The following is a 26,550-nucleotide window of genomic DNA, read 5'->3' as shown; positions in this document are numbered from 1 at the left end:
AAGGCTAATCTAAGCGTTTCTTATTTAACCTTAGTACACTATATCACAAAGAATTGGAAATTCCAAACATTAAGAAGAATTTCACGAAGTTTTTTTAACTTTTGTACCATACCCGAAAATTACAGAAAAAATCGGCAGGCATGAATCCGGTTCAATACCGAATCCATGCCTGCCAATTAGCTGCTTAATATAAATTCTAACTTTTAGAAATCACATCATTTTTGGTTTTTGGTGCTTTTTTCTTAAATTTATCATGTCTTTCAAATAAACGACTACCGTTTTCACTACAGCATAAAAAGGTACACCTAAGATCATGCCTAAGAGACCCGCTAAGTTGCCTGCCACTAACAAGATAATAATGATCGTTAGAGGATGAATAGCCAACGTTTTACCAATGACATTCGGTGAAATAAAATTCCCGTCGACTTGCTGCACGACTAATACAACTAATGCTACTAATAAAGCTTTAGTGGGAGAAATAGTCAATCCGATGATGACTGCAGGTGCTGCACCGATGTAGGGTCCAACATAAGGTATGATATTTGTAACTCCTGCAATAATGCCTAATAACAAAGCATAAGGCATCCCTATGATCAAATAACCAATATAGGTAAACACTCCTACTAATAAACATACTAACGCTTGGCCGCTGATATAAGAAGAGATCGTATGGTTCATTTGCCCAAGCAATTCAATCATCTGTCCGCGGTATTCTTTTGGAAAAAATTTAGCAACGGCTGGACGGAAGTGTTTTCCATCTTTAAACATATAAAACAAAATGATTGGAGCAGTTACAATAACGATTGTGGTATTTGCTACCGCTCCGAAAATAGAACCGATACTAGTGGTGATACCTGAAAATACACTGTTCGCTATATTGCCAATGGATAGGTCCATTTTATTCATCGAATCTTCTAAGTTGAAATCAGCCAACCAAGGCTGTTGAACTAAATCTTGAGAAAATTTTTCCAATGACTGCATGAGACTTGGGATACTTGCAATCAATTGTCCAATTTGATTAACTAAATTTGGCAAAACAGAAACAATCAGAAAAATAAGACTGCCTAAAAATAAAAGCAAAACAACGATAATGCCATATTTTCTTTTAATGTTTATTTTCTCCAATAAATTAATCAAAGGATTTAAAAGGTAATATAGAAATCCTGCTACCAAAATGGGGGTAAATAAAGTCGATACAAAAGTAGTCAACGGCTGAAAAACAAAATTGATTTTCGAAGATATAAAAATCAAAGTAGCTACGATCAGCAGCCAAGTCGTCCAGAACATTAATTTTGAGTTTTTAAAATAATCCATCTTTTCCCTCTATTTCTAATTAACCCTGCATAGAGCTAAATAAGTATTTTTCAATTAATTGTTCAGTAGCTTCAATCGATTCCTTATGTGTTCGTTCATACGCATGGCTGGCATCAATTCCTGCGCCTACTAAAGCATGACGGACATCTGCTCCGGCTTTCATAGCAGCTGAAGCATCGCTTCCATAATAAGGATAAATATCTAATTGATAAGGAATAGCATAGTCTTCGCACAATTGCGTCAACTGACGCCTCAGTTGGTAATGATAGGGCCCGCTGCCATCTTTGGCACAAATCGAGACAGAGTATTCATCTGTTTGTTGGTCGTCGCCTATAGCACCCATATCAACAGCTAAGTAGTCTACTACTTTTTCAGAAATATTGGAATTTCCTCCATAGCCAATTTCTTCATTAGTTGAAATGAAAAAGTGAGTGGTGCATGGCAAGGAACTCGTTTTATTTTCAGATAGTTTTTCCAAAATAGACAATAAAATAGCAACACTCACCTTGTCATCTAAGTGGCGAGACTTAACAAAGCCGCTTTCAGTTACTTCAGTACGTGGATCAAAGCTGATAAAGTCTCCTACTGCAATGCCCAGCTCTCTAGTGTCTTCTTTTGAAAGGACTTTTTCATCAATCCGAATTTCCATGTTCTCTTGGTTTCTTTCAGCTGTTCCCGCATCCTTATAAACATGTACACTTGTTTGATGCATTAAGATAGTACCTGTATACGTTTTTCCTGAAGAAGTATGAATGGTGCAATATTCACCCTCAATAGCATTGTAACGAAACCCGCCAATCAAGTCTATTTTCAATCGGCCGTCAGGTTTTACAGCACGAACCATCGCTCCAAGCGTATCTACATGGGCTGTTACAAAGCGTTGCTGCTGGTGATCCTCTCCTCTAACAGTCACCATTAACCCACCTTTATTATCTTTATGCCCTTCGTAGCCCATCACCAACAACCTATCCTGTATCTCTTTTATAATTTCACTGGTATTGCCTGTTGGAGAAGGAATAGAAGTAAGGTGTTTTATCCATTCCATCGTTTTATTGCTGCTCATTTAAATGCCCTCCATTTTTATGTACTTGTACTGTCATAAGTATAATCTATTGTTTGGTAGAAATAAAGATTTAACCTAGCTGTTTTATTTTGTAAAGAGTTTACGTACCTTATGCATTCAAATCTATTCATAAGGTACATATCCTGCTTTTGCGTACCTTATTGTCTAGGTTTGTCACGTAATAAGGCCCGTATCGATTTTTATGTGCCTTACGAGTGCTATTAAATCTTTCATACGGCACACAACCATTTTTCTCCAATCCGATCGAACCTTTTCGGCCACAACCGAAAAGTGCTCTTTAAAAGTTGCTTCTCTATAGAATCAGACTGTTTACTTTTAATGCAACACTAGTGATAGAAACTGAGAATAATATATGGTACCCTTAACACCACATTGAAATAGAAAGAAGGTAAACGCATGCACTTTATTTGGACTTCTGATTTGACTTCTCCTACTTACCACGATGCTTTACAAATTCGACATACGGTCTTTGTAGGCGAACAAGGCGTTCCAGAAGAAATGGAAATAGATGAACTAGAAGGTGAAACGGACTACATCGTCGGGTATGTGGATGACCACCCAGTAGCGACAGCTCGTGTTTTACCAATTGGGCAAGATACCTATAAAATTCAACGAGTGGCTGTTCTAAAAAATTACCGCGGCAAGCAATTAGGCAAAAACTTAATGTTGGAAATTGAACGATATGCTCATCAAAATAAACGGTCTTATTTAACTTTAGGCGCACAAGACCACGCTATTGGTTTTTACTCGAATCTAGGCTATGCTATCGTTGGCGACGGTTACTTAGATGCAGGCATTCCGCATCACGATATGAAAAAAGAAATCATTTCCGCTAATTGATTATCACTAAAAAAAGAATTGTCCGCTATCTTTTCAGAGCGGACAATTCTTTTTTTAATTACTTTATCCATTGTTATCTTGCTGTTGCTGCTTTGTTTTCTTCAACAAAGCTTCTCGTTTAGCTTTCATTCGTGCCATTCGTTCACTTTTTTCATTTGGCAGCAAGGTTAATTGAGGAGCTGTTTGATTGTCTCTTCTCTGATAATCAATTTCAAAAACGTCTCCTAACTCTGATTCCACCGGGAGTGATTGAACAGCGATATGAATGGGTTCACTGCCATCATCGGGAATCAAGCGGGCTACTGCCCCTTCAATTTCTTCAAGAACCACTTTCATTTCAGTGTTCTCCTTTCTCCGTGTCAATGCTGTAATTGCCGTTTGGATTAACTCTCACCGTCACCGTTCCGTCTTCCGCAGTACCATAAATAGGGATTTCATGAAGCTCAAATCGTTCTATGGTTTCTTTATTAGGATGACCGTAACTATTAGTGAGCCCAGCTGAATAAATACTGAATCCTGGCTGAATCGCTTCGATCCACTCATCACTTGAACTCTCTTTGGATCCATGGTGCCCCATCAAAAGAAGCGTCGATTTCAGCTCTGCGCCGCTGTCGATAATCGCTTCCTCTACTCTGCTGGAAGCATCTCCACTGAGCATTGCGCTAAAATCACCCATGGTCATTTTTATAACAATGGAATCATCATTGGGATTGCTTCTCGGATCAACTGTTGGATTTAACACTTCAAGTAGAAAGGGCCCTATTTGATGGTTTTCTCCACTTTTAGGTTCAGCATATTGGGCATTGCTCTGAGCTAGAGCATCCAAGATACGTTCATAGATCTTACTCGTCGAGTCGTATCCGTTCATCCACACTTCTTGGACGTTATAGTATTGTAAAATCAAATCGCCATAACCGATATGGTCTGAGTCATTATGCGTAAAAATCAACAAGTCGATTTTGCCGCCGGTACCAATATACTGGTCTAAATACGATAATATTTTTTTGTCTTTGTCTTCATAACGACCTGTGTCAATTAAAATGTTTGTTCCATCTTCAGATTGGATCAACGTTGCGGAACCTTGGCCTACATCTAAAAATCGAAACTGTCCAGCTTGAACTTCTTGTTCTTTAAGTTCTTTCTTTTCATTTGACCAACCCATTTCTTCTTGAAAGAAAGCTGTTACCTCTTCTTTAAACTGAAGAATACGTTCATTAATAGAGTAGTCGGGATTTTCGCTTCTTCCTAAAGTCAAGCCGATGGTAAATGAAAAAAGAATAATCAATCCCATTATCCCAAATTGAGTCCGTTGTTTTTTTTGTTTTTTTGTTAATTTTTTTGGTTTCTTTCGATACGCCACTTTTTTTCAATCCTTTACTGTTAAAAGACAACTTTCTAAAAAATAGAAAGTTGTCTTTTGGTTCTGTATTTTCAAACTATTGGACACCATTATTATCCTGTTTGGACAAAAAACGACATAAAGTAAGCCGCGATGTTAAAATAAATCAAAACACTGGTTAAATCGCTCAGTGTTGAGATAAAAGGACCACTGGCAACAGCAGGGTCAAACCCTATCCGATCCATTAAAATAGGAATAAAGCTTCCAGCTAAATTAGCTACTATGATAGCAAAAAACATGGCTATTCCGACAACAAATCCTAAAATAAAATTTTGTTTCCAAATACCAATCACAATAAAAATAGTTACTCCTGTCGTTAAACCCGTCACGATTCCGGTTAAAACCTCGCTCAGAATCAAACTTCCAAACCCTTTACTTTTATCATCGTTATCTGCTAGTTTTCTTACAGCAACAGCTAAAGACTGTGTCCCAGCGTTACCGGCGGTTCCTGTAATCAAAGAGATGAAGACTGCTAAAATACTCGCTTCGCTTACCAACACTTCATAACGGCTAATCAAAGTCGCTGTTCCCATCCCTAAAAATAATAGCGTAATCAACCAAGGCAATCGTTTAGACGCGGCAACAAAAGGATTTTCCGATTGTTCTCCAACATCTACCCCAGCTAAACCAGAGTAATCACTTTCAGCTTCTTCATCAATGACATCAATAATATCATCAACCGTAATGATCCCTAAAAGATACTCATCATTATCGATGACCGGAACTGCTAAAAAGTTATAATCCCGAATAGTCTTAGCGACATCATTTTGGTCGTCGGTCACATTTACTGAGACTGGACGATCCCCCATGACTTCTGAAACCAATTCATCGTCGTCATGTGTAATCAATTCTCTAAGCGAAATAACACCCACTAACCTTTCAGCCGGGTCGACAACGTAAATATAATAAATCGTTTCTGCTTCCGCTGCTTTGCTTTTTAAAATAGCCATGGCTGAACGAATGGTCTGGTGAGCTTCAACGGAGACATACTCAGTTGTCATGATCGCTCCAGCTGTTTCATCTTCATAATGAAGCAATTCTTTAATCTCATTTGCACTGTCTTCGGTCATCAAATTCAAATAATTACGCAAATCCGGTTTGTCTAGTTGCTTTAAAACATCCACAGCATTATCGGTATACATTTCACTCAACATATCGGCTGCATATTGTGGATCCATTTCTTTTAAATAAACTTCTACGGATTGCTCGTCTTCTTCAATAACTTCAAACATATCAGCCATTTCTTTTGGCGAAAGAAAATAATACATTCTTTGGCGATCTTGTTCAGATAAAGAAAGGTAGTATTGCCCTTGTTCGTAGACATGCAGCGATAAAAACTCTTGGCGGAATCCTTTAATATTTTCTTCGCTTAAGTACAATTGTGCTAATGCTAATTTTTCTTCTATTTCTACTGGCGCTTCATTCAAAAAAAGCTCCCCCTTTCTACCGGTGATTTTCTATTGCTCGTTGGCGTTCAAGCCACTCAGCAATATCGACCGGATAGTCCGCCTCTAAAACAATCTTTTCTTGTGTAAAAGGATCAATGAAATCTAGTTCACGACAATGTAAAGCTTGTCTTTTGACCCATTGATTCCACTCTCCGCCATAAAGGTCATCTCCCATAAGCGGGTTTCCGATATGAGTAAAATGCACTCGAATTTGATGAGTTCTGCCAGTATGCAACTGAATATCTACTAATGTCGCTTCTTCAAATTCTTCTCTTACCCAATATTCTGTCAAGGCCATCTTTCCATCTGGATGGACGATTCTCTTGATAATGGAGTCTTTTGGTCTAGCAATCGGCGCTTCAATTATCCCATGCTGGTTTTCTTTTAATTTTCCTGTTAATAAAGCAATGTATTTTTTGTGCAATTGTTTTTTTCTCAGCTCTTTATCCAATAAAGCGTGCGCGTAACCATGCTTAGCAAAAAGCATCAACCCTGTCGTATCTCGATCCAAACGCGTCACAATATGGATGACTTGATTTTTATATCCTTGTTTAACGTAGTATCCTTTCACACGATTGGCCATTGTTCCTGCTGGATGAACCTTAGATGGAATAGAAGCCACACCAAAAGGTTTGTTTACTACTAAAAAATTAGCATCCTCATAAACAATGTCAATAGGGATATCGATGGGAATGGTTGTATCATGCCCTTTTTCATCTGGAATGGTTATTTCTACCACATCACTTTTTTGTAAATGATAGAGCACATTTTCAATTTGATTGTTAACCGTAATTTTACCGCCTTGAAACTTCACCTTCGCCAGCAAACTGCGTGAAATCCCTTTTGTTCCTAAAAATGTTTTTACTTGCTGTTTTTCTGATGATTGATAAGTCCAGCTAAATTTCATATTTATTTTTCGCTCCAATAAATGCGTCTTCTACTCGGCTCCAAAAATGCGTATGGCGGTAACGAGCAAAATGAATGCGTTCTTTTGCTATCCGATATTGTAAATCGATAATATTTTTCTCAGATGACGATAGTTGATCGATAGTCAAAACAAACCCATCAGTCGTTATAGGTTTAATTCGGATCCATTCATCTGGTGCAACGATCATCGGCGAACTTAAGGTCCGAAAGACACGGTTGTTGATCGAAGCTATTTCAGCTAGCTGCATCGCTTCCAACCTCGGGTGAATAATTGCTCCTCCAACCGATTTATTATACCCCGTTGACCCAGTAGGCGTAGAGATACAGATGCCGTCTCCTCTAAAACGCTCAAACAGTTCATCTTTAATAAATACATCGCATACCATCGTACCATCGACTCGCTTCATTGTCGATTCATTTAATGCTAAAAAATGGGACGGTTCTTTGCGCCCTTGATAAGTGGCCCGCACATCCAATAAAGGGTAACTGATGCTTTCTCCTTTATCATGAATTAAACTTGTCACTAGTTCTGACAATTCATAGTCTCTCCAGTCCGTATAGAAGCCCAAGTGTCCTGTGTGTACTCCCACAAAACGCACACGGTCTAGCATATGTGCGTAACGGTGAAATGCAGACAACAATGTACCATCCCCGCCGATCGTGATGACTAAATCAGGATGACGTTCATCTATTTTGAGCGCTGCTTTTTTAAGGAGCAAACGCAGCTCTCCTGCTAAAGTAATGGAGCTTTCATTATTATTATGGACAATTGCAATTTTCACAGTTACCCTCCTTTCTCCTACAGTGTTTCAAAAAAACTATGGTTGCTTTTTGTTTTCCGTTTCTTCTGTACTGCTTCTTTTACTATATGAAAACATATGTTGCGCTTCTTGAATCTCTTCACGAATTTGAGACATTTCTTCATCTAATTGAAATACTGCTTCAGCTGCTCTCTTCAATCGAAGTTTGATATCTTCAGGAAATTCGCCATTGTATTTGTAATTTAATGAATGCTCTATCGTCGCCCAAAAGTTCATCGAAAGCGTTCTGATCTGCACTTCTGCTAAAATAATTTTTTCTCCTTCGATTACTTGTACCGGATATTCAAAAACAACATGATACGAACGGTAACCACTTTCTTTTTTATTGGTGATATAATCTCGTTCTTCAATGATCTTTATATCGTTTCGGTTTCTTAATAACCGCACTACTTCATGAATATCTTCTACGAATTGACACATGATTCGCAAACCGGCAATATCTTGCATATCCGTTTCTAAATGTTTCAAAGGGATATTGCGCAATTCAGCTTTTGCTAGAATACTGTCGACAGGTTTGACCCTTCCTGTAACGAATTCAATTGGCGTGTGCAAATTTTCTTTTCTAAATTGTTTTCGGATTCCTTTTAATTTGATTTTTAATTCTTCCACTGCTTGTTGATAAGGTACTAAAAACTCATCCCAACTCTGGTTTTCTTCCATCAATCATACCTTCTTTACCTGTCATTTCAATACGGTTTCATTTATTTAATACATACAAGTATATTTTAACATATATGTATTAAAAGAAGAAATATCCCCTGATGAAAATAAAAAATGGTATCATAGATAGATGCCTTTTACTATTAAGTTCTTAATCCATACCCTAATAACCGAAAATGAATAAGGAGACGAATATAAGCATGAGCGAACAACTAGAAATTGAATTCAAAAATATGTTAACGGCTAGCGAATACCAAAAGCTGCTGCTTTATTTTCAAGCGAAAGAAAAGAGCTTTTTCTTTCAAGAAAATCATTACTATGATACAATTCATGAAGATTTAAAACACCTGAGATGCGGGTTAAGAATCCGTATCATGCCAAATTCTGCTGAATTAACACTTAAAACTCCTTTAGGCGACCATTTACTAGAAACAACAGACCCGCTGTCTTTAAAAACTGCTAAAGAATTGATTTCGAAAAACAGCATTTTACAAACTGGGGCAGTAGCCAAAAAACTCCAAAGCTTAAAAGTAGATCCTGATAGTGTTCAATTGATTGGTTCACTTAAAACCAAACGTTTTGAAAAAGAAACTAAAGATGGATTATTTGTCTTAGACCATAGTTTTTATGGAGAACAAACGGATTTTGAATTAGAGTTTGAAACTCATGATGCAGATAGCGGAGAACAAATCTTTAATCGTTTTTTAGAAGTGCATCATTTAATGAAACGACCTTCTAAAAATAAAATAGTAAGAATGCTAGAAGCCTTCTCATTAAATTCTCCAATAACGGATTGAATTTTAATTTGTGGCAGATTTGTTACAAATTTGTTTTGTACCCATTTAGAAATAAGTTCTTTTGTTACTTTTTTTCAAAGATATTTGTTAAGGTATATATGTTGCTGGTAGGAGCAACACGCGTAAAAAAATATATGAAGCTAAGGTGAATTGTTATGCTCTCAACCACGCATTCCGAAAAAGGGAATCATTTTAAACAAGTTATTGAGATTTATTTATTTATTAATCCCATCGGTTCTGTTTGTTATCAAGCAGAAAAAGGGGTAATGGACTTTATACAATCTTGTGAAGAAAAAGTTCATTTTCATTTTATTCCTGTCCACAATTTCAAGACATTCTCTGATTACATGAAGGCATTAGAATTGCCAGCAAAAGATCTAAACTTAAGAAACGAGCTTTTTTCTCAAACTTATGAAGCTTGTTTGGCTTACTCGGCTGCTTGTATGCAAGGCAAGAAAAAAGGCCGCGTATTTTTAATGGCTATGCAGCAAGCTTTAACTATTGACAATCTCCCTTTCTCTCAAAAATTATTGCAACAAATCGCTTATGAATCAAATTTAGATATCCCGATGTTTTTAGAAGATAAGAAATCAGAATTTGCTAAAGCAGCTTTTGAAGCTGACCAAAAAATTGCTCGTGAAATGAACATTCTTACAACTCCTTCTTGTGTAGTCTTTAGTGACCAGCACAAAGATCATGGACTTTTGATTGAAGAATACATTACGGTAGATTTACTGGAAAAATTATGTGCCCAAGGCTCAGAAGTTTATGAAAGCAATCCGATTGCAATTGCTTCCAATCAATTGCCTGTCGTGAAGAAAAATCATCTGCACGTTCTTTAAGCAAAAATAATAGTTATTCAAAAAAAAAGAACCTATCCATATGCTATTCCCGAAACTGACAGTTTTAGGAGCAGTACATGGATATAGGTTCTTTTTTATGCTTTCTTATTCGCTAGCTTTAAGCCTTCAACGTTTCAATCAACGTCTCCAACTCATTTAACCTAGTTTCAAAAACAGTCATCGCTTCTTGAATATAGTTTTTTTCTGTCATATCTACTCCTGCTTTTTTCATGACTTCAATCGGATAATCACTACTGCCTGATTTCAAATAAGTCAGGTAGTTCTCTAATGATGTACCTTCTTCATCTTTTAAGATTTTGGCTGCTAACGCTGTTGCTGCTGAAAACCCTGTTGCATATTGGTAAACATAATAATTGTAATAAAAATGAGGAATACGCGACCATTCAAATGCAATTTCAGAATCTTCTTCAACTGCTGGACCATAGTAGCGTGCATTCAATTTTCCATAAGCTTGATTTAAAAAATCACTGGTTAAAGGTGTGCCTTTTGCTGTTTCTTCATGAATAAAATGCTCAAATTCAGCAAATTGTGTTTGCCGGAAAATAGTTCCTTTAAAACCATCTAAATAATGATTTAAGATATAAGCACGCACTTGAGGGTCTTTTTGAGTTTCTAATAAATATTCGGTCAAGATATTTTCGTTAGTTGTCGAAGCAATTTCAGCTAAGAAAATAGAATAATCTCCGTAGACATATGGTTGGTTTGCTCTAGTAAAATAGCTATGCGCGCTATGTCCCAGTTCATGAACTAACGTATATAAATGATTTAATGAATCGTGCCAGTTTAGTAAAATATAGGGATTGGTTTCATAAGCTCCTGAAGAGTATGCACCGCTACGCTTGCCTGCATTCTCTACAACATCGATCCAACGCTCTTGAAAAGCTTTCTCTAACACAGCTAGGTATTCTTCTCCTAGTGGTTTTAAGGCTTCCATTGTTGTTTCTTTAGCGTCTTCATAAGTGAACTTGATGCCTGCTTCTCCAGTAATAGGCGTATACATATCGTACATATGCAATTCGTCAACGTTTAATAGTTCTTTTCTTAAAGCTACATAACGATGAAGCAGCGGCAGATTATCATCGACAACCTCTAATAACGTATCGTATACTGTTTCAGGAATATGGTTTGCTGCCAATGCTTTCTCACGTGCAGATTGGTAATGATGCACTTTTGCATTGTAATTATGGTATTTAACATGCGAAGACAAGGTACTAGCGAAGGTATTGTTCAACCCCTGATAGACTTGGTATAAATTTTTAAAAGCAGCTTCACGTACAGAACGATTCATACTTTCCATCAGTTGTCCATAGACTCCGTGCGATAATTGGATATCGTCGCCGTTCTCATCTTTGATTACTGGAAACTGTAAGTCAGCATTATTCAAAACATTAAAGGTCCGGCTTGAAGCTCCAAAAATTTCTCCTGCTCCTGCCAAGAGAGCTTCCTCATTAGCTGACAGAATGTGTTTTCTAGAAGCTGTCAATTGATCAATGTAATGTTGATACATAACTAAATCTTTGTTTTCTTTTAAATAACCAGACAATTTTTCTTCTGGGATTTCTAATACTTCAGGTTCAAACCAAGAAATTGCTTCTCCTGCTTTAGTTGCTAGTGAAGAAGCGCGGTCGTACATTCCTTGATATACGGCGTTGGCTGTATCTTGATCATTTTTTAAGTGAGCGTAAACATACAACGTTTCCAGCTCGTTGGAAATTTCAAGAATATATTGAATACAATGCAAGAACGTTTCAGCACTTTCTGTTAATCTCCCTTTAAATGCAGCTATTCCAGCTATCTTTTGTTCCAATTCTTGATAGGCTGCATGAAACGCTTCATCAGACTCAAAAATAACATTTAAATCCCAAGTCAATGCTACGGGGACTTCTTCACGTTTTGGTAATTTTTTTGATTCTTCCATACTAATCCCTCCTAATTTTCATCACTTTTTAATTTTAACATACCTTTCACATAAATAAAGGTTCTTTTATGTGAGTGCCCCTTATGGAGTCGCTTTTTAGGATGTATTAGTGAAATATAAAGAATCTTCACTATTTTTATTTGGCTGGAGAAGAGTTAGTACAGTTATTTTCATCATGTTTTCATGATTACACGGTAGGTATTAAAGCAATAACCACACATTAAAGTTTCCAAAAGAGATGTTTTTTTCCCTCTTCAGTTCTCCATAGCCGTTTTAGTCCCAGAAAAGTCTTTTATTTTTTCTTGTTCATTTAGATAATAATAAGGTTTAGCTTTTATCCGCCACTCTTTTTTGGTTATTTTTTCTAAAATTCCTTGAGTAGTTAAGGATTCAATGAATGGTAAAAGGGAATCGATTTGCTCATTTAAAGTGACTAATGGCATTGTAAAAAACACTAGCTGCTGCTTATCTATCATTCTTTTTATTTGATTGTCAATTTCTTGCTTAGTTAGAATAGTTTTCAATTCTTTTTGAACGAGCCATTCGAGTAAGATATATTTCCAAAAATGAGGCATTGTTTTAATGGCAACTTTGTTTTCAACTGGTAGATACACCTCCTTGGGCAACGAAACAAGCGAATGCCCATGGCGGTAAATATATTTTTGAAAAGCTACCATTTCAGGCTCTTGGTATCTTCTCCTACGATTCAAGAGCAGATGGCTCTGCAGCAGTTCTTTCTTCAGTGTCTCTTGTGGGCGACAATAAAAAGGTGATTCCATTTTTATTTCTATAGCTTGCTTCATAAAAAGATCAGAAAAATGTCCTGCTGATTTAAATGTTGTCTTTTCACATGCTACTTGCTGTGACACTTTTTTTGATGGATATTAGAAATTAAATGCAACTGTCGTTGGTAAACATCTAAACTATAAAGGTAATAACCATATGTTTTATTTTTTTTCATAAATAAACGCTGAAACGAAGTAAGTTTTTGTGTAAATTTAAATTTTGATCCCAAAATCCAATAAACTTCATACTGGTTGTTCTGATAGCCTTCTGTTCGTTCGATCATTCTGTCCGATGATAATGAGCTGCATTGAAACTCAATGACTATTGGAGTCTTTGAATTTAACCAAACAAGTAAATCTGGCCGTTGTTTTAAGCCCGGCAAATAGGCTTCTAACTGACAAGGAACTCCTTGTTTGACAAACCACTCAAACAGCAATTTTTTCCCTAATAGATGTTCTTCTGTCTCACCTTCAGAAAATACTTGGCAAGTCGTCTGATGATAATGGGCAAAATGAGCTTGTTTTAATTTTCCTTGTTTTAAAAAAACCGGTGCTTGGCAGCAAGGGCAGATATATTCTTCTTTTTTAGTGTTTGTTCTCCTTTCTGTTTTCAGCTTATCTGCATAAACGTGTTGATTTTTTTGATTTAACGCTACTAACATATACATCACTTCCATTCCTCAGGTTTATTGAACTATCCGCAGAATGGCCTAATTTCTGTTTCTAAAAAAGAACAAACAAAAAAGGAACTAAGAGGCTTTCCGTCTCTTAGTTCCTTCACCTATATACTTATTTGAAATAGTAACGTGTTAACTCTAGTGCGCTGTTTTCCATGATCAATTGTCCATGCTCAGTCAACACACCATGAGTAATGGGAGTCTTTTCAGCAAATTCAAGTGCTAAAGAAACCTCTTCATCAACGCTTCGTTCAATCATCTCTTCAACAAAGAAAACTAAATGCAAGAAATAATCGCCTTTATATAAATAAAGATTCGATGCTGCATTGTCTAGATACAATCTTTTTGATAGTGAAACCATGTCTTCGAATTGATTGAAACGCAAGACAACTTCTTCAATTTCTTTATTTGGATTGCCTAAATAATTTTCTACGTTATCTGTTTGTCCATCTTGAACTAATTGTTTTTTTATCAACTGTGAAAAATCTCCTGAACCAAAATTATCAGATGCTGAAGAAAAGTCAATATCTTCGCTTAATGGACCACCTTTACTAATGAACAATTCTAAACCACTGCCATTAGGTAAAACCTGAAATGTAATTGCATCAGATTCATGGAACTGTTCATCCACGTCGACTTCTTCCAAAATACTGTAAAAGAATTCTTCAATCTGTTTATGATTCCCTAAAAGATCTAAAAAGGTTATGCCTCTTTCTTCCAAATCAGCATTTCCAATGAGTACACGGATTGTATTTTCATTTATGTGTTCCATTTCCATAGTCCTACACCTCATTTCTTCATTTCTGCGGTTATCTTCAAATAATCGCAAGAACTATTTATACTAACTATTTTAAAGCAAATATATTAAATGTAAAGATAAAAGTGTCCGAAAAAAATAGCTGCTTCGAGAGATCCTCTTCTTACGAGCTCTCATTAATTAAAGCAGGCCCAATCCCACTTTTAAACAAGCAAAAAAATACTTTGCATTTATTAACTCTGTTTAGTTTATTAGTTTAATAAATACGGAAAAGCCTGGAATAGAATTACTTAAAAGCAATTCTGTTCCAGACTCTATTAAATCATTCTCTCAAATTTAATACCCAACGATTTTTTGTGCATGCTGTAATTCAAGCGCACGAACTTCTCTAGGTAAAAAGCGTCGAATTTCATCTTCATTGTATCCTACTTGCAATCTTTTATCATCTAACATGATTGGTCGACGTAAAAGCCCAGGATTTACTTGAATTAAATCAAACAAGTTTTGAAGAGGTAAATCATCTAAATCAACATCTAATTCTTGAAAGACCTTTGATCTAGTAGAAATGATTTCTTCTGTTCCATCTTCCGTCATCCGCAAAATTGATTTAATCTCAGGAATAGATAAAGGTTCAGAAAAAATATTTCTTTCTGTATAAGTAATGTTGTTTTCTTCTAACCACGCACGAGCTTTGCGGCATGAAGTACAACTAGGTGATGTATATAAAGTAACCATATGTTATGTCTCTCCTTTTTTAGTCGGATAGATAGCCAATAAAATAATTTTAATGACACCCTTAACTGGCTTACAAGACCTATTATACACTACCTAAAAAAATAATACTACCCTTTTTGTCAAAGTTCCGTCACTTTTAAGACATTTTTCGTTGTTATCTCTGTACTCCACGATTTTCCGTTCACATTTAACTCAACAAAATCCTTTATGCATCAACGTTCATAGTCAATAATTGTATATTGATAATCATTACAATTAAGTCTTTATTGTAAATAAGTTTTTTTGCATTAAAAAATAGAAGACATAAAAACAGACATTTCTAATATATTAGAAATGTCTGTTTTTCGACTTGAATTTATTTCGCGTAGTTCGCTTTTTTTTCTTTCAAAGCTGCTACATCTGATTCACGACAGTAAACAAAATGTCCTGGTGTAATTTCTCTTAATTCTTCTGCTTCTTCATTTGCTTCTCTACGAATATAAGGCGTCCGGACACGATTGCGCTCATACTCAGGATCCGGCAATGGAACAGCAGACAATAAACTTTCCGTATAAGGATGCAAAGGTCTATTGTAAACTTCGTCAGCAGCTGCTAATTCAAGTAATTTACCATTGTTCATTACTCCAATACGGTCACTGATATATTTCACCATTGATAAGTCATGGGCAATAAACAAGAACGTCAAATCTTGCGTTTTTTGTAATTCCATTAACAAATTTACTACTTGGGCTTGTATAGAAACATCTAAAGCCGAGATAGGTTCATCCGCAATAATAAATTTTGGTTTAACTGCAAGAGCTCTTGCGATTCCGATACGCTGACGTTGGCCACCTGAAAATTCATGCGGATAACGTGAAGCATGGTCAGGATTTAGTCCGACCGTTTTCAGCAACTCATCTACTTGACGATTACGGTCTTCAGTTGAAGTAGCTAAATTATGAATATCAATTCCTTCGGCAATAATGTCGCGTACTTTCATTTTCGGATTTAATGAAGCATAAGGATCTTGAAAAATCATTTGCATATCTCTTCTGAATGACAACATTTCCTTTTTACCTTTAATACTGTGGACTTTAGTTCCTTGAAAATCTATTTCGCCAGCTGTTGGGTTGTAAAGACGAATAATTGAACGACCAGTTGTCGATTTACCTGAACCGGACTCTCCAACTAAACCGAAAGTCTCCCCTTTATAAATGTCAAAAGTCACATCATCTACTGCACGAACTTCATTTTTAGTCCCACTGTTAAAGTATTGCTTTAATCCTTTAACTTCTAATATTTTTTCTCTGTTCTCCATTTTTAGACGCCTCCTTTTACTTCATGGTTAGCATCAAAAACGGCTGAATCTTCATTGTGTTGATGTTTTGAAAATTTTTGCTTATAGATTTCTTGACGTGCTTTAATTTCAGCAGGTGGTTCAACTGCTGGTGCATTAGGGTGCAATAACCAAGTTGCTGCATAATGAGTCTCAGAAACTTTAAACAAAGGCGGTTCTAATTCAGTATCGATTTTCATCGCAAACTCGTTACGAGGAGCAAAAGCATCTCCTACAGGTGGATCCAGTAAGTCCGGAGGCGTTCCTGGGATTGCATAAAGCGTCTCTTTGATCTCTAATGTAGGCATTGAACTAATCAATCCCCAAGTATATGGGTGTTGTGGATTATAAAAAATCTCATCAACAGTTCCTACTTCTACGATTTTTCCAGCATACATAACCGCTACGCGGTCAGCTACGTTAGCTACTACGCCTAAATCATGTGTAATAAAAATAATCGAAGTTGAAATTTTCTTTTGCAGTTCTTTCATCAAATCAAGAATTTGCGCTTGAATTGTTACGTCTAAAGCTGTTGTCGGTTCATCAGCTATCAAAATTTCCGGATTACAAGCTAAGGCAATCGCAATAACGATTCGTTGTCTTTGTCCACCTGAAAATTGATGCGGGTATTGTTTCATACGTTTTTCAGCATGAGGCAACCCTACCAAATTTAACAATTCTAGAGCACGCTTAGATGCTTCATCTTTATTTAATTTTTGATGAAGGCGAATCGGTTCAGATACTTGTTTTCCAATCGTCATTGTCGGATTAAGCGACGTCATCGGATCTTGGAAAATCATAGCGATATCCTTTCCTCGGATGCCTTGCATTTCTTTTTCGGTTTTTTTAATTAGGTCGCTGCCATTGAACAAAATCTCGCCTTGCTCAACATTAGCGTTTTGAGAAAGCAAACGCATAATACTGCGAGTCGTCACGGATTTACCAGAACCAGACTCACCGACGATAGCTAATGTCTCCCCTTTTTTTAAATTGAAACTGACACCACGAATGGCTTTTACTTTACCAGCATAGGTGTCGAATGTGATATTCAAATTCTTAACTTCTAATACATTATTCATTCGGATTCACCTCGCTAATCTTTCATTTTTGGATCAAATGCATCACGTAAACCATCAGCTAGCAAGTTAAATGAAATCATCAAAATACAAATAACAGCTGCCGGATACCACATCAAATGTGGTAAGAAACGGAATGTTTTGTAACCATCGTTAATCAATGTTCCTAAAGAAGCCGTTGGTGCTGGAATACCAATACCAATGAAACTTAAGAAGGCTTCAAAGAAAATAGCCGCTGGAATTGAAAACATTGTTTGAATGATAATAATCCCTGATAAATTTGGAATCAAATGTTTAATAGCAATTTTAAAGGGAGACTCTCCCAATGTTTTTGCTGCTAAAATATATTCTTGGTTTTTCAACTTCAATGTTTGTGCTCGAATAACCCGAGCCATTGAAATCCAACCTGTAATCGCTAAAGCGATAATAATTGATTTAATACCTGGGTCTAAGACTAATAACATTAAGATAACCACAACTAAGTTTGGCACACCGGATAAAATCTCCAATAACCGTTGCATAGCGTTATCAACTTTTCCGCCAGCCCAACCTGATACTAATCCATAAAGAACACCTATGGTTAAGTCAAATAACGCTGCGACAAAGGCAATCAAGAGCGACACGCGGGTTCCGTGTAAGATACGCGAAAGCAAATCACGGCCTAAGCCATCTGTTCCTAAAATATAATAAGCATCTGTTGGCACACCTTGCTGTTCGTATTTGTCCACACGTGTATTCCCCATAACTTGCGTTCCGTTTAAACCATCAATGTTTAATCCTGGAATTTTAGGCGGCAAGTTAGCATGTGAAACCGTTTGGTGGTTCGGATCATGTGGCGAAATGACCGGAGCTGCAATACTTAAGATAACAAAAATAATCAGTACAAACAAACTAACTACCGCAGCTTTATTTTTCTTTAATCGTCTCCAAGAATCCTGTAGAAAACTTAAAGAAGGCGCTGCTATTTTTTCATTATCTGCTGCATTTAAACTACCAGCTGGAACAAACATTTCAGGAGGCAAGGTAGTTGTCTCATCAACAACAGCTTTTTGTTTTGAATCACTCATTAATTGTCCCCTCCTTCAGTTGCAACACGAATACGTGGATCTATTACTCCGTAAAGAATATCCACTACTAAGATAATGCCTACAAGCATTGCAGAGTATAAAACTGTTACACCCATGATCGTAGGATAGTCATTAGTCATAATTGATTTAACGAATTGTTCACCAATCCCTGGAATAGCAAAAATATTTTCAACAACCATTGAACCGGTCATTAAACCGACAGCCATAGGCCCCAAAATGGTTACCAAAGGAATCAAGGCATTCCGAACACCGTGTTTAAAAGCTACGATCCATCGGCTCAAACCTTTAGCTCGTGCCAATTCGACATAATCACTGCCAAGAACCTCTACCATCTCAGTTCGAATAAAACGAGCCGAATCTGCAAGAGGCGAAATGGCGAGTGCTAAGGTCGGTAAGACAGATGACTGAAATCCATCATTCCACAAAGCGATCGGGAACCACTTTAAGTAAACTCCAAAAATCAGCTGTAACAGTACTGCAATAACAAAGTTTGGTATCGACCGCCCTAAGATTGCTGTAAAGGTAGCTGTTGTATCGATCCAAGTATTCTGATTCATAGCGGCTATAACCCCTAAGATAATCCCTAAGACCGTTCCTAAGACTACCGCCTGAATCCCCAGCTGCATGGATGGCCCTACCCGCGTAGACAGCAATTCTGTTACAGGAGTGTTATTGAATTGAAAAGAAACACCTAAATCTCCTTTCAATAAGCCGGTTATATAAACTAAGTATTGAACCGGAACAGGTTCATTTAGTCCATATTTTTCATTCATGATAAAGATTTGTTCCTCTGATAATTTATCCTGGTTACTGTATGGAGTACCGGGTAAGAGCTTCATCAGGAAGAATGTGATCGATGCAATTAAGAATAATGTCAAAAACATATACAAGATACGTTTCCCAAGAAATTTAGCATAACTTTTCATCGATTTAAGCACCTCCAACGATTAATTTTAATTCTATTCAAAAAGAGAATATACTATATAGAATAGCTTGTCAAAAGCATAATTGCAAAAGAATTTTTGTTTCACCCATATTATAATGCCGAAAAATTAAAAACAAATGGCATAAACACAGCTGATGCTACCCGTTTGTTCATCAAATTGTTATTTTATTTTTCCGTTGTATTTATATTTGTTTTCATGTAAATTTAAATAGAGTACGAATCTTCTGGAGGTTAAAAAATGAGATTTAAACTTACTGCTACTAATCTTATTATCATCATTCTTATTTTATGCTTAATTTCTGAATTGATTCTCTATCAAAAAATCAGTTTTTTACAGACAACTAATCTTACTTTTATGATTGCTGGCGCTTTTTTGATCATCGGATTATTTTGGGCTACTCTTCATTCAGGCGTTTTTGACTTCTTTCATTACAGTATGAGAAGAGTTGCTGCTATAGCAAAACGGAAGGAACCTTTGGTGGATGATGAAACTGAACTTATGGCTTTATCAAGAGCTGTTGGAACTGGTTATAAATACCCGTTAAAAGTAGGTTTTGGCTTATTGATCATTTGTCTTATCGCTTTAGCCGGTCATTACTTATTTTAAATAAAGAATAGAGAAGTTAATAGACTCTTTGCCCATTTTTGGTTTTATAACGTATAATGAATGTATTGCAATTTTCAAAAGGAGTGTTTTTATGCAAACCATCTTTTCAGGAATTCAGCCTAGCGGGATTCCTACTATCGGAAATTATATTGGAGCCATGAAGCAATTTGTTGCTTTACAAGAAGACTACAATAGTTATTACTGTATCGTTGACGAACACGCTATTACAATGCCTCAAGATCGGTTAAAATTAAGAGAACAAATCAAAAGTCTCGCTGCTTTATATTTAGCTATTGGATTAGATCCTGAAAAATCGATTATCTTTATTCAATCGGAGGTTTCAGCCCATGCTGAGGCGGCTTGGATCGTTCAATGCAATACATCCCTTGGTGAGTTAGAACGAATGACTCAATTTAAAGACAAATCTTTGAAAAATAAACGTGCAGGAGTGTCTGCTGGATTATTGACTTATCCTCCTTTGATGGTTGCCGATATTATTTTATACCAAACTGACTTAGTTCCTGTCGGAGATGATCAAAAGCAACACTTAGAACTAACACGTGATTTCGTAGAACGTTTCAACAATAAATACAGTTCTGGGCAGCCTATCTTGACTTTACCTGAAGTGAAGATTCCTGAAGAAGGCGGACGTATTATGAGTTTGCAAGAACCAACAAAAAAAATGAGCAAATCTGATAAAAATGCTAAATCATTTATTTCAATGTTAGATGAGCCTTCTATTATTCGTAAAAAATTTAAAAGTGCTGTAACAGATTCAAGCGGAATCATCGAGTATGATCCGATCAATAAACCAGGTATTTCTAATCTCTTGGTTATTTTCTCTGCTTTTTCTGGCCAAAGCATTGACTCATTAGTCACAATGTATACCGGCAAAGGATATGGGGAATTTAAAGATGAATTAGCAACAGCTGTCATCGCTGTCATGGAACCTATTCAACAACGACATGCAGAACTGCTGAAATCCGACGAACTAGACCTCATCTTAGATCAAGGAGCTGAATCAGCTCGAAAAGTTGCGAATAAAACATTGCAAAAAATGAAAAACGCTGTTGGACTTGGAAGAAAATCACGTTAAAATCAAACAAATAATGGTTGTACAATATTTGACGTTGGTGAGTGAAAACTTGCTAACGTCTTTTTTCGTGAAAATAGAAAACAAGTGAGTTCTCCTGTAGAATTAAAGTCACCACAACTCATTCAAAGGAGAGAACTCACTTGCCTACATCAAATGATATGCGAAAAGTACTAGATATACAAGACAAAAACATTGTTTTTGAAGAGAATTGCGTAGAATACGGTCAATTCAAAGGGAAAAAATGTAAATTTATTAAAGGTCGTTTGACCTACATTCCTCAGGAATGTATGAAGTGCCATATACCAAACGAGCAGTATACCGTCTATTGTAACGGGACGCAGGTTCGCGCATTACTTTGCCTATGAGTGGCGTTCATCCCACCTATTTACTGCTTAAAAAGCAACGATTCAAGTGCAAAGAATGCGAGGCTACATTTACTGCGAAAACGCCTCTATTGAAAGAAAATTGTTTTATTTCAAATCATGTAAAAGCACAAATTTTAGATAAATCGTCTATGGCTCAATCTATAAAAGATATCTCTAGTCAAACGGGAGTTTCTTCAGCAACGACGCAGCGCGTTATTAACGAGCAAGCTAAGAATTACAAACCGCATTACTTCTGGCTTCCTAAACATCTTTCGTTTGACGAGTTTAAGTACGCCAATAGCACAATGGCTTTTGAATACATTGATGCCGAAAAAGGAACGATCATTGATATCTTGCCTTCTCGAGACAGTCGAACAATAAAAGACCATTTCCTTTCACGGTATAGCCTAAAGGCTAGAAAAAAAGTAGAAACCATTACAGTCGATATGAACGCTGGTTACGTCAATTTTATTCCCATTCTTTTTCCAAACGCCAAGATCATTATTGATCGTTTTCATATTGTCCAGCTGATTAATCGTTCACTGAATCGTACAAGGATAACGGTTATGAATCAATTTCATACCTCAAATGGAGAAGATATGAAAAAGTACCGTCGATTAAAACGGTTTTGGAAAAAAATCTTAAAGAAAGAATCTGAACTGTCTTATACAACCTATACTTATTATGCTTTATTTGGTCTACGCTTAGAATCAGCGATCGTCGACGAACTGTTGGGCTACAACACCGTTCTGAAAGAGACTTATGAGGTGTATCAAACGATTCTAAAGGCTCTTGAAGAGAATGACTATGATGAGCTAGTAAAGATTTTAGAAAAAGATTATCCACTTATTTCAAAACCAATGAAGACGAGCCTCAAAACATTGAAAAAACATACGAAGCACATAAAAAATACCGTTACCTATAAGTATTCAAACGGAAAAATTGAAGGAATCAACAATAAGATCAAAGTTCTTAACCGTGTGGCCTACGGCTACCGAAACTTCGTGAACTATAAAAATCGTATTCTTCTGCATTTTAATATGAAACCAGCGGCTATTAAACAGAACGAAAAAACACTTTTCATAGCAGCATAACGCCTACCATGAAAAGTGTTCAAGTTTTTTTAATTAAATAAGGGACTAAAATTCTTTACCAACGTCAGTTGACGTAGAACCATTTAAAGTACAAAAAAACTCTCAAAAACAGATGATAACATCCATTTTCGAGAGTTTTTTCATTACGCCTTTTATAAGTAAGGGTAAAAAAATCAGCTTTTAGAGCATTATTTTCCTAAAGCAGTTTTAGCTTGTTCGGTTAATGCTGTGAATGCTGCTGCATCTGTAACAGCAATATCAGCTAGCATTTTACGGTTGATATCAATTTCAGCTAATTTAAGACCATGCATAAATGTGCTGTAACTCATGTTGTTCATGCGAGCAGCTGCATTGATACGTGCAATCCATAGTTTACGGAAATCGCGTTTCTTTTGACGACGATCTCTATAAGCGTATTGATATGATTTCATAACAGCTTGTTTAGATACTTTGAATAAAGTATGTTTAGAACCATAATACCCTTTTGCTAATTTTAATATTTTTTTGTGACGTTTACGAGTAACCGTTCCACCTTTTACACGTGGCATATTAATTTCCTCCTCTAAGATGTTTTCTTTCTAAGAAAACTCTTTTCAATAATGTTTTAAGGCTATGTTAAGTTAACGAATGAACTAAACTTTATCAGGAATTATTTCCATTGAGATAACATTTGGCGAATACGTTTGTAATCACCAGTTGATACCATTCCTGCTTTACGTAATTTACGTTTTTGTTTTTGAGATTTGTTAGCGAACATATGGCTTGTTTTAGCATGGTGACGTTTTAATCCGCCGCCGCCTGTTCTTTTAAAACGTTTAGCTGAACCACGGTGTGTTTTTTGTTTTGGCATTTAATTTTTCCTCCTCAAAGTCTTCTTACTTTTCAGTTTTTGGCGCTAAAATCAAGAACATACTACGTCCATCCATTTTAGCAGCTGATTCGATACTAGCGATATCAGCAGTTTCTAATGCTAACCGATCTAAAACTTTCTTACCAATCTCTTTATGAGTAATGGCACGACCTTTAAATCGAATTGATGCTTTAACTTTATCGCCTTTTTCAAGGAACTTACGAGCATTACGTAATTTCGTGTTAAAGTCATTTAAGTCAATTGTAGGACTCAGACGGACTTCTTTCAGTCCGACGACTTTTTGGTTTTTACGAGCTTCACGTTCTTTTTTCTGTTGCTCAAAACGGAATTTGCCGTAATCCATGATTCGTGCTACGGGTGGTTTTGCTGTGGGCGCTACTAAAACTAAGTCTAAGTTTGCTGCTTCTGCAATTGACAAGGCTTCACTTTTGGTTTTAAGACCAAGTTGTTCGCCTTCGCTACCTATAACGCGCAATTCACGTGCACGAATGCCGTCATTTACCATCATATCTTTTGCTATGGTCATACACCTCCATTAGATTTGAGAGAAAGAACAGCAGAAAAAAATAGACGAGTTCACTATGAACCCGCCTATAAATAATTTCCAACTTACGCCGTGCGTAAGTCATCATCGTTTATATCTAGCCCAGAGACTTTTAGTCAACTAAGGCGAGAAGCGAGGGCTCCTGCTTTGTTTTCTCAACTTATATATCATACCATGATTATTTATCTTTGTAAACTGTTAACGGCTAAAATTTTCAATTTCTTTTTTTACGGCTTCTAAAAATTCAGAAACTGGCATTATTTCTGTTTCTTTTTCGCCATACTTCCGGACAGCGACACTTGATTCAGCTACTTCATTATCTCCCAATACCAATTGATACGGTATCTTTTGTGTTTGTGACGCTCTAATTTTATATCCCATTTTTTCATTCCGGTCATCTACTTCCACGCGCATACCGATTGCTGCCATTTTTTCTTTCAGTTCATAAGCATAATCTGCATGCATCTCAAGGTTTACCGGAATAATCGTAGCTTGCACTGGCGCTAACCACGTTGGGAATGCCCCTTTGTACTCTTCAATCAAGTAGGCAACGAAACGTTCCATTGTAGAAACGATTCCGCGATGAATAACGACTGGGCGATGAGTATTTTCACCATCTTCTCCAACATAAGTTAGATCAAAACGCTCTGGCAACAGGAAGTCCAATTGAACGGTAGAGAGAGTTTCTTCAATTCCAATGGCTGTCTTCACTAAAACATCTAGTTTTGGACCATAAAAAGCTGCTTCTCCTTCGGCTTCAAAGTATTCCAGTCCCATCTCATCCATCGCTGCTTTAAGCATCGTTTGAGCTTTTTCCCACATTGCGTCATCATCAAAATATTTATCTGTGTTTTTAGGATCCCGATAACTCAAACGGAAACGATAATCTGTGATATTAAAGTCTGCATAAACAGCTAACAACAATTCCATTGTGCGTTTGAATTCTTCTAAGATTTGATCTGGACGAACAAACGTATGCCCATCATTTAAAGTCATTTCACGAACGCGTTGCAATCCTGAAAGAGCTCCACTTTTTTCATACCGATGCATTTGACCTAATTCAGCAATTCGAATTGGCAATTCACGGTAACTGTGCAGGTCATTTTTATAAACCATCATATGGTGCGGGCAATTCATTGGGCGCAAGACGAGCATTTCGCCATCTCCCATATCCATTGGCGGGAACATGTCTTCATGATAGTGATCCCAGTGTCCAGATGTTTTATAAAATTCAACATCGGCCATGATCGGAGTATAAACGTGTTGGTACCCTAAACTCAATTCACGGTCAACGATATACCGTTCTATTGTCCGGCGAATGGTTGCCCCTTTTGGTAACCAGAATGGTAACCCTTGCCCAACTTCAGGACTGATCATAAATAAGTCTAATTCTTTTCCTAATTTACGATGATCGCGCAGTTTAGCTTCTTCACGCATTTTGATAAACTCTTTCAAGTCTTTTTTATCAAAGAAAGCTGTCCCATAGATCCGTTGCATCATTTTATTGTCTGAATTTCCTCGCCAATAAGCTCCAGCAAGCGAAAGCAATTTAAAGACTTGGATCCGTCCAGTTGACGGAACATGGACGCCGCGGCATAAATCCACAAAATCTCCTTGATCGTAAACTGTGATCGTTTCATCTTCTGGCAGTTCAGTGATCAATTCGACTTTATAAGGATCTTCCTTAAATAACTCAAGAGCTTCCGCACGTGTAACTTCTTTGCGGACAATAGGATTATTTTCTTTCACGATTTCCATCATTTTAGCTTCGATAAGCGGTAAATCTTCTTCCGTAATCGGCATTTCTGTATCTGTATCATAATAAAAGCCGCTTTCAATAGCAGGACCTACACCAAATTTGATTTCAGGATATAAACGACGTAACGCATTTGCCATTAAATGAGCACTTGAATGGCGTAAAATCTGTAACGCATCTTCATGATCCGGTGTGATGATTTCAAGTGAACCATCTGCTTCTAACGGTCGAGTGTAGTCTACCAATTCTCCATTGAACTTCCCTGCTAATGCTTTTTTAGCTAAGCTTTTGCTGATGCTTTCAGCAATATCTTTTGTTGTCGAACCTGCTGCAAATTTTTTTACAGCGCCATCCGGCAAAGTAATATTGATTTCTGACATGTTTCATTCCTCCAATGATTCAAATTTTTTTCTATCAAAAAAGCCTTTCAAGCTGTGACCAAATAAAAAAGCCCCTTCTATGCTAGTTACCTAACATAAAAGGGACGTAAAATTCGTGGTTCCACCCAGATTTAGAATCCCCCATTCACAATCAACAGGAATTCTCTCTAAGCTGGTAACGTTGGCTAAACGACCGGCTGCTAATACTTAACGGTTCACAGCGGCACTCGAAAGGGGTCAACATAAGATCAATTTTAGGAAACTTGCAGCAGTTGTTTCCCTCTCTTAAAAAATTGCTTTCTTATCTCGGTGTCTTTCTCAAAGATTTTATCTATTGATGTAATTAAACCATTCTTTCAGGATAAATTCAAGTAAAGTTTCATTAAA

Annotated in this window: 27 protein-coding genes; 6 read left to right on the top strand and 21 right to left on the bottom strand. The window is 36.7% G+C overall.

The features are described 5' to 3' along the window. Positions 1-210: 210 nt before the first annotated feature. Entirely contained in the window at positions 211-1,314 is a 1,104-nt protein-coding gene (locus NY10_RS00220; protein ID WP_058918096.1) for an AI-2E family transporter, read from the bottom strand. A gap of 19 nt (positions 1,315-1,333) precedes the next feature. Then, a complete protein-coding gene (locus NY10_RS00215) occupies positions 1,334-2,377 on the bottom strand; it encodes a M42 family metallopeptidase (protein WP_058918095.1) in 1,044 nt (347 codons plus the stop codon). A 417-nt stretch (positions 2,378-2,794) separates the two neighbouring features. Between NY10_RS00215 and NY10_RS00210 the strand changes: the two genes are divergently transcribed. Beyond that, positions 2,795-3,238, top strand: coding sequence for a GNAT family N-acetyltransferase (locus NY10_RS00210; RefSeq protein ID WP_058918094.1), 444 nt, complete (start codon positions 2,795-2,797; stop codon positions 3,236-3,238). A gap of 63 nt (positions 3,239-3,301) precedes the next feature. Here NY10_RS00210 and NY10_RS00205 read toward each other — a convergent pair whose 3' ends face one another. The 6 genes from NY10_RS00205 to yjbM form a co-directional block, all read right to left on the bottom strand. Next, positions 3,302-3,574, bottom strand: coding sequence for a DUF3006 family protein (locus NY10_RS00205; protein ID WP_058918093.1), 273 nt, complete (start codon positions 3,572-3,574; stop codon positions 3,302-3,304). Position 3,575: 1 nt separating this feature from the next. Then, complete coding sequence (locus NY10_RS00200; protein ID WP_058918092.1) at positions 3,576-4,598, bottom strand: ComEC/Rec2 family competence protein; 1,023 nt, start codon at positions 4,596-4,598, stop codon at positions 3,576-3,578. Between the two features lie 92 nt (positions 4,599-4,690). Then, positions 4,691-6,064, bottom strand: a complete 1,374-nt coding sequence (gene mgtE, locus NY10_RS00195; RefSeq protein ID WP_058918091.1) for a magnesium transporter — start codon at positions 6,062-6,064, stop codon at positions 4,691-4,693. 16 nt (positions 6,065-6,080) lie between these two features. Next, on the bottom strand, positions 6,081-6,992 hold the full coding sequence (locus tag NY10_RS00190; protein ID WP_058918090.1) for an RluA family pseudouridine synthase: 912 nt from the start codon (positions 6,990-6,992) through the stop codon (positions 6,081-6,083). Then, positions 6,982-7,794, bottom strand: a complete 813-nt coding sequence (locus NY10_RS00185; protein ID WP_058918089.1) for an NAD kinase — start codon at positions 7,792-7,794, stop codon at positions 6,982-6,984. Before NY10_RS00185 ends, NY10_RS00190 begins: the two co-directional genes overlap by 11 nt. A 36-nt stretch (positions 7,795-7,830) precedes the next feature. Further along, positions 7,831-8,493 carry a GTP diphosphokinase gene (yjbM, locus tag NY10_RS00180; RefSeq protein ID WP_058918088.1) on the bottom strand — a complete coding sequence of 221 codons (663 nt, stop codon included), beginning with the start codon at positions 8,491-8,493 and terminating at the stop codon, positions 7,831-7,833. Positions 8,494-8,693: 200 nt separating this feature from the next. Between yjbM and NY10_RS00175 the strand changes: the two genes are divergently transcribed. Continuing rightward, complete coding sequence (locus tag NY10_RS00175; RefSeq protein WP_058918087.1) at positions 8,694-9,290, top strand: CYTH domain-containing protein; 597 nt, start codon at positions 8,694-8,696, stop codon at positions 9,288-9,290. Between the two features lie 155 nt (positions 9,291-9,445). After that, complete coding sequence (locus NY10_RS00170) at positions 9,446-10,132, top strand: DsbA family protein (protein ID WP_058918086.1); 687 nt, start codon at positions 9,446-9,448, stop codon at positions 10,130-10,132. Positions 10,133-10,250: 118 nt separating this feature from the next. On the opposite strand, the gene pepF is transcribed toward NY10_RS00170, so the two are convergent. The 9 genes from pepF to opp3b all read right to left on the bottom strand — a co-directional run bounded on the left by pepF (position 10,251) and on the right by opp3b (position 19,430). Continuing rightward, positions 10,251-12,071, bottom strand: coding sequence for an oligoendopeptidase F (pepF, locus tag NY10_RS00165; protein ID WP_058918085.1), 1,821 nt, complete (start codon positions 12,069-12,071; stop codon positions 10,251-10,253). Between the two features lie 254 nt (positions 12,072-12,325). Then, positions 12,326-12,874 carry a hypothetical protein gene (locus NY10_RS00160; protein WP_058918084.1) on the bottom strand — a complete coding sequence of 183 codons (549 nt, stop codon included), beginning with the start codon at positions 12,872-12,874 and terminating at the stop codon, positions 12,326-12,328. 50 nt (positions 12,875-12,924) lie between these two features. Continuing rightward, complete coding sequence (locus NY10_RS00155) at positions 12,925-13,524, bottom strand: competence protein CoiA (RefSeq protein WP_231726813.1); 600 nt, start codon at positions 13,522-13,524, stop codon at positions 12,925-12,927. A gap of 121 nt (positions 13,525-13,645) precedes the next feature. Beyond that, the gene (locus tag NY10_RS00150; RefSeq protein ID WP_058918082.1) at positions 13,646-14,311 is read right to left on the bottom strand and encodes an adaptor protein MecA; all 666 of its coding nucleotides are present in this window, start codon (positions 14,309-14,311) and stop codon (positions 13,646-13,648) included. 315 nt (positions 14,312-14,626) lie between these two features. Continuing rightward, positions 14,627-15,025, bottom strand: coding sequence for a transcriptional regulator SpxA (spxA, locus tag NY10_RS00145; protein WP_058918081.1), 399 nt, complete (start codon positions 15,023-15,025; stop codon positions 14,627-14,629). Positions 15,026-15,380: 355 nt separating this feature from the next. Beyond that, positions 15,381-16,322, bottom strand: a complete 942-nt coding sequence (locus NY10_RS00140; RefSeq protein WP_058918080.1) for an ABC transporter ATP-binding protein — start codon at positions 16,320-16,322, stop codon at positions 15,381-15,383. 2 nt (positions 16,323-16,324) lie between these two features. Then, a complete protein-coding gene (locus NY10_RS00135) occupies positions 16,325-17,419 on the bottom strand; it encodes an ABC transporter ATP-binding protein (protein ID WP_058918079.1) in 1,095 nt (364 codons plus the stop codon). Between the two features lie 14 nt (positions 17,420-17,433). Then, positions 17,434-18,426, bottom strand: coding sequence for an oligopeptide ABC transporter permease (gene opp3C / locus NY10_RS00130; RefSeq protein WP_156413299.1), 993 nt, complete (start codon positions 18,424-18,426; stop codon positions 17,434-17,436). 56 nt (positions 18,427-18,482) lie between these two features. Further along, positions 18,483-19,430, bottom strand: a complete 948-nt coding sequence (opp3b, locus tag NY10_RS00125; protein WP_058918077.1) for an oligopeptide ABC transporter permease — start codon at positions 19,428-19,430, stop codon at positions 18,483-18,485. Between the two features lie 258 nt (positions 19,431-19,688). On the opposite strand from opp3b, the gene NY10_RS00120 reads away from it, so the two are divergent. From NY10_RS00120 to NY10_RS00110, 3 genes are all read left to right on the top strand, one after another. Continuing rightward, positions 19,689-20,057 (top strand): DUF3899 domain-containing protein, encoded by a 369-nt coding sequence (locus tag NY10_RS00120; RefSeq protein WP_058918076.1) that lies wholly within the window; start codon positions 19,689-19,691, stop codon positions 20,055-20,057. Between the two features lie 91 nt (positions 20,058-20,148). Then, complete coding sequence (trpS, locus tag NY10_RS00115) at positions 20,149-21,153, top strand: tryptophan--tRNA ligase (protein ID WP_058918075.1); 1,005 nt, start codon at positions 20,149-20,151, stop codon at positions 21,151-21,153. A 361-nt stretch (positions 21,154-21,514) separates the two neighbouring features. After that, positions 21,515-22,612, top strand: coding sequence for an ISL3 family transposase (locus tag NY10_RS00110; protein ID WP_197408968.1), 1,098 nt, complete (start codon positions 21,515-21,517; stop codon positions 22,610-22,612). Between the two features lie 188 nt (positions 22,613-22,800). Here the strand turns inward: NY10_RS00110 and rplT are convergent, their stop codons facing one another. The 4 genes from rplT to thrS form a co-directional block, all read right to left on the bottom strand. Next, on the bottom strand, positions 22,801-23,160 hold the full coding sequence (rplT, locus tag NY10_RS00105; RefSeq protein WP_058918074.1) for a 50S ribosomal protein L20: 360 nt from the start codon (positions 23,158-23,160) through the stop codon (positions 22,801-22,803). A 101-nt stretch (positions 23,161-23,261) separates the two neighbouring features. Further along, positions 23,262-23,462 carry a 50S ribosomal protein L35 gene (rpmI, locus tag NY10_RS00100; RefSeq protein ID WP_058918073.1) on the bottom strand — a complete coding sequence of 67 codons (201 nt, stop codon included), beginning with the start codon at positions 23,460-23,462 and terminating at the stop codon, positions 23,262-23,264. A 25-nt stretch (positions 23,463-23,487) separates the two neighbouring features. Further along, the gene (gene infC, locus NY10_RS00095) at positions 23,488-24,009 is read right to left on the bottom strand and encodes a translation initiation factor IF-3 (protein ID WP_058918072.1); all 522 of its coding nucleotides are present in this window, start codon (positions 24,007-24,009) and stop codon (positions 23,488-23,490) included. A 216-nt stretch (positions 24,010-24,225) separates the two neighbouring features. Further along, the gene (thrS, locus tag NY10_RS00090) at positions 24,226-26,163 is read right to left on the bottom strand and encodes a threonine--tRNA ligase (RefSeq protein ID WP_058918071.1); all 1,938 of its coding nucleotides are present in this window, start codon (positions 26,161-26,163) and stop codon (positions 24,226-24,228) included. Positions 26,164-26,550: the final 387 nt, after the last annotated feature.

The sequence above is a fragment of the Carnobacterium sp. CP1 genome, assembly GCF_001483965.1.
In the GTDB taxonomy this organism is placed as follows: domain Bacteria; phylum Bacillota; class Bacilli; order Lactobacillales; family Carnobacteriaceae; genus Carnobacterium_A; species Carnobacterium_A antarcticum.
The sequence above is the reverse complement of the archived record's forward strand: the minus strand, read 5'-3'. Positions and strand labels throughout refer to the sequence as shown.

Excerpts from the sequence above, each read along its gene's own strand:
- NY10_RS00220 (WP_058918096.1), bottom strand. The coding sequence starts at position 1,314 with ATGGATTATTTTAAAAACTCAAAATTAATGTTCTGGACGACTTGGCTG.
- NY10_RS00215 (WP_058918095.1), bottom strand. The coding sequence starts at position 2,377 with ATGAGCAGCAATAAAACGATGGAATGGATAAAACACCTTACTTCTATT.
- NY10_RS00210 (WP_058918094.1), top strand. The coding sequence starts at position 2,795 with ATGCACTTTATTTGGACTTCTGATTTGACTTCTCCTACTTACCACGAT.
- NY10_RS00205 (WP_058918093.1), bottom strand. The coding sequence starts at position 3,574 with ATGAAAGTGGTTCTTGAAGAAATTGAAGGGGCAGTAGCCCGCTTGATT.
- NY10_RS00190 (WP_058918090.1), bottom strand. The coding sequence starts at position 6,992 with ATGAAATTTAGCTGGACTTATCAATCATCAGAAAAACAGCAAGTAAAA.
- yjbM (WP_058918088.1), bottom strand. The coding sequence starts at position 8,493 with ATGGAAGAAAACCAGAGTTGGGATGAGTTTTTAGTACCTTATCAACAA.
- NY10_RS00175 (WP_058918087.1), top strand. The coding sequence starts at position 8,694 with ATGAGCGAACAACTAGAAATTGAATTCAAAAATATGTTAACGGCTAGC.
- NY10_RS00170 (WP_058918086.1), top strand. The coding sequence starts at position 9,446 with ATGCTCTCAACCACGCATTCCGAAAAAGGGAATCATTTTAAACAAGTT.
- pepF (WP_058918085.1), bottom strand. The coding sequence starts at position 12,071 with ATGGAAGAATCAAAAAAATTACCAAAACGTGAAGAAGTCCCCGTAGCA.
- NY10_RS00160 (WP_058918084.1), bottom strand. The coding sequence starts at position 12,874 with ATGAAGCAAGCTATAGAAATAAAAATGGAATCACCTTTTTATTGTCGC.
- NY10_RS00155 (WP_231726813.1), bottom strand. The coding sequence starts at position 13,524 with ATGTATATGTTAGTAGCGTTAAATCAAAAAAATCAACACGTTTATGCA.
- NY10_RS00150 (WP_058918082.1), bottom strand. The coding sequence starts at position 14,311 with ATGGAAATGGAACACATAAATGAAAATACAATCCGTGTACTCATTGGA.
- spxA (WP_058918081.1), bottom strand. The coding sequence starts at position 15,025 with ATGGTTACTTTATATACATCACCTAGTTGTACTTCATGCCGCAAAGCT.
- NY10_RS00140 (WP_058918080.1), bottom strand. The coding sequence starts at position 16,322 with ATGGAGAACAGAGAAAAAATATTAGAAGTTAAAGGATTAAAGCAATAC.
- NY10_RS00135 (WP_058918079.1), bottom strand. The coding sequence starts at position 17,419 with ATGAATAATGTATTAGAAGTTAAGAATTTGAATATCACATTCGACACC.
- opp3C (WP_156413299.1), bottom strand. The coding sequence starts at position 18,426 with ATGTTTGTTCCAGCTGGTAGTTTAAATGCAGCAGATAATGAAAAAATA.
- opp3b (WP_058918077.1), bottom strand. The coding sequence starts at position 19,430 with ATGAAAAGTTATGCTAAATTTCTTGGGAAACGTATCTTGTATATGTTT.
- NY10_RS00120 (WP_058918076.1), top strand. The coding sequence starts at position 19,689 with ATGAGATTTAAACTTACTGCTACTAATCTTATTATCATCATTCTTATT.
- trpS (WP_058918075.1), top strand. The coding sequence starts at position 20,149 with ATGCAAACCATCTTTTCAGGAATTCAGCCTAGCGGGATTCCTACTATC.
- NY10_RS00110 (WP_197408968.1), top strand. The coding sequence starts at position 21,515 with ATGAGTGGCGTTCATCCCACCTATTTACTGCTTAAAAAGCAACGATTC.
- rplT (WP_058918074.1), bottom strand. The coding sequence starts at position 23,160 with ATGCCACGTGTAAAAGGTGGAACGGTTACTCGTAAACGTCACAAAAAA.
- rpmI (WP_058918073.1), bottom strand. The coding sequence starts at position 23,462 with ATGCCAAAACAAAAAACACACCGTGGTTCAGCTAAACGTTTTAAAAGA.
- infC (WP_058918072.1), bottom strand. The coding sequence starts at position 24,009 with ATGACCATAGCAAAAGATATGATGGTAAATGACGGCATTCGTGCACGT.
- thrS (WP_058918071.1), bottom strand. The coding sequence starts at position 26,163 with ATGTCAGAAATCAATATTACTTTGCCGGATGGCGCTGTAAAAAAATTT.